Genomic DNA, 2,411 nt, shown 5'->3' on the forward strand with positions numbered 1-2,411 from the left:
CCCCCGTCAGCGCCCCCCCCCCCCCCCCCTCTGTTGTTGGGGGGGGCGGCCCCGGGCGACCGTCCGGTCGTCGGTTGCAGGTCGTTCACCGCTGATCCACAGCTGACTGCGAGGCCCTTCCCACCATGTCCCGTACGCACAGTGCGTGATCACCCTGATGGCCAGGGTGCTCGTCGTGGACGATGATCCGAACCTGCGGATGCTGCTCTCGGCGGCGTTGGGCAGACACGAGTTCGAGGTCCGGGTGGCCGCCGACGGCCGGGAGGCGCTGGTCGTGGCGGCGGACTTCGACCCGCACCTGGTGGTGCTCGACGTGATGCTTCCGGACGTGGACGGTCTCCAGGTCGCCCGCAGCCTGTGGGCGGGGCCGGGTTCCGGGGTGCCGGTGCTGTTCCTCACCGCCCGCGACGAGCTGGCCGACCGCATCGCCGGGCTGGCCGCCGGGGCCGACGACTACGTCACCAAGCCGTTCAGCCTGGAGGAGCTGGTGCTCCGGGTGCGGGCGGTCCTACGGCGGTGCCGGGTCGACCAGCAGGCGCGGGACGACGGTCTGCTGTGCTTCGCCGACCTGGAACTCGACGAGGTGGCCCACGAGGTGCGCCGGGGCGGGCACCCGGTGCCGTTGTCGCCCACCGAGTTCAACCTGCTGCGGTTCCTGCTCGCCAACGCGGGCCGGGTGGTCAGCAAGGCGCAGATCCTCGACGGGGTGTGGCACTACCGCTTCGGCGGCGACGGCCGGATCGTCGAGTCGTACGTCCACTGCCTGCGCCGGAAGATCGACCGTTGGGACCCGCCCCTGATTCACACCGTCCGGGGCGTCGGATACGCGTTGCGGCTGCCGTCGGGGCCCACGGCGACCTCTTCTGCGGGGTGAGGCGTCCCCTGTCCGGCGGGTGCGGGCTGGAAGTGCCGGCGCAGGGTGCGTCGCCAGCGCCCGGCGGGTAGTTCGGGGTCGAGCGCGGCCAGTCCGGTCGCGTACTTGGAGATGGCCACCGGGCGGTGCCCCTGCCGCCAGAGCAGCCGGTCGACGTGGGAGGCGGTGGAGCCGGTCTTGGTCTCGATGATGGCCAGCTCGGGCAGCGCCAGCCGACGGCCGCGGTGGTCCTCCCAGCGCAGCGCGACGTCGATGGTCGCCCGGCTGGCGGTCGCCGGCAGGTAGAGCGTGCTGCGCAGGTAGCTGGTGGTGAGGGTCGGCGAGAAGGTCAGGGCGGGACCGGTGCTCAGCGCCGCGAGCACCCCGTCGACGAACGACCGGCCGGGGGCGAGGGTGCCGCTGTCGTCGGGGCGGTAGGGCAGCCGCTCCTTGACCGTGCCACCCCGGGTGCCCTCCGTCTTCACCTCCAGCCAGCACAGGCCGGAGTCCAGGTAGGTCCGCGTCCTGATCTTGAAGCGGCGGCGGCGTCGACGGGCGGTGAGCCGGAAGCTGACCAGGTCGGCGGTGTCGAAGTAGATCGACTCGTAGCGGAAGGCGCGCCTGCCGTCGATCTCCAGCACCTGGTCGGTGCGGTCGAGCCCGGCGAGCAGGCGGGGCAGCTCGGCGAGCGGCAGGAGGTACTTGCGGTCGAACCGGGTCTGTAGCGCGGCGCGCTCGGTCAGTTCCGCGAGCCCGATCGGCGTGAGCTGGGCCAGCGCACCGGTGGACGGGTCGACGGCGGTCACCGTACGGCACCCGCGTCGACCGGCCGCCGCCCGCCGGTGGCGGTGACCCTGGGCCGTGAGTAACGGACGTCCACGATCGTGGTGTCGTTGACCAGGTCGACGCGCTCGACGTTGACGTTGTGCACCCGGGCACCGAGCAACTGCTCCAGGTGCGCGGTGAGGGCGACCGAGTCGGTGACCGCGCTGTCCAGCACGATGACGTGCCGCCGGTACCGGCGCAGCAGCCGGGGATGGTCCCCGACGAACATCACGCCGAGGATCAGCACCGTCAACGCGCCGACCGTCCAGACCGAGGTGCCGGACAGCGGGCCGAGGATGCCGAGCGCGAGCGCCGAGAAGTAGTACGCCACCTCGTGCTGGTCGAGTTCCGTGGACCGGAGCCGAATGATCGACAGCACTCCGAACAGCCCCAGCCCGAGCCCGGCGCCGACGGTGCTGCTGCTCAGTGAGCTGGCCACCGCGAAGACGCCGACGTTGACGCCGAGGTAGGCCACCACCAGGTCCCGCCGTCGGTGACGCGGGAAGTACAGCGCGAAGACGAGCAGGACCACGGCGACCAGGTCCATTCCGGCCAGGACCAAGCGGGACATGTTTGCTCCTTGGGGTGTCCGCCGGCCGTTTCCCACGTACGGCGTCAGGCGGTGGGGCATCGGATCTGGCAGTGGTGCACCGGCGGGCCGGTGGCGGGGGGGGGGGGGGGGGGGGGGGGGGCGCGCCCGCCCCCCCCCCCCCCGCCCGCCCCCCCCCCCCCC

The 2,411-nt window shown here is 72.7% G+C and carries 3 protein-coding genes; 1 reads left to right on the plus strand and 2 read right to left on the minus strand.

Translation table 11 applies throughout. The annotated features are described in order from the left end of the window. Nucleotides 1–157: 157 nt before the first annotated feature. On the plus strand, nucleotides 158–874 hold the full coding sequence (locus ACOJTC_RS18995; protein WP_420117887.1) for a response regulator transcription factor: 717 nt from the start codon (nucleotides 158–160) through the stop codon (nucleotides 872–874). On the opposite strand, the gene ACOJTC_RS19000 is transcribed toward ACOJTC_RS18995, so the two are convergent. Further along, on the minus strand, nucleotides 802–1,659 hold the full coding sequence (locus ACOJTC_RS19000; RefSeq protein ID WP_420117886.1) for a polyphosphate polymerase domain-containing protein: 858 nt from the start codon (nucleotides 1,657–1,659) through the stop codon (nucleotides 802–804). The genes ACOJTC_RS18995 and ACOJTC_RS19000 overlap by 73 nt on opposite strands. Beyond that, the gene (locus ACOJTC_RS19005) at nucleotides 1,656–2,249 is read right to left on the minus strand and encodes a DUF4956 domain-containing protein (protein ID WP_363649232.1); all 594 of its coding nucleotides are present in this window, start codon (nucleotides 2,247–2,249) and stop codon (nucleotides 1,656–1,658) included. The genes ACOJTC_RS19000 and ACOJTC_RS19005 overlap by 4 nt, the downstream gene beginning before the upstream one ends. Between the last annotated feature and the right edge of the window lie 162 nt (nucleotides 2,250–2,411).

This window comes from Micromonospora sp. (assembly GCF_048594385.1).
Taxonomy (GTDB): Bacteria; Actinomycetota; Actinomycetes; order Mycobacteriales; family Micromonosporaceae; genus Micromonospora; species Micromonospora wenchangensis.

Excerpts from the sequence above, each read along its gene's own strand:
- ACOJTC_RS19005 (WP_363649232.1), bottom strand. The coding sequence starts at position 2,249 with ATGTCCCGCTTGGTCCTGGCCGGAATGGACCTGGTCGCCGTGGTCCTG.
- ACOJTC_RS18995 (WP_420117887.1), top strand. The coding sequence starts at position 158 with ATGGCCAGGGTGCTCGTCGTGGACGATGATCCGAACCTGCGGATGCTG.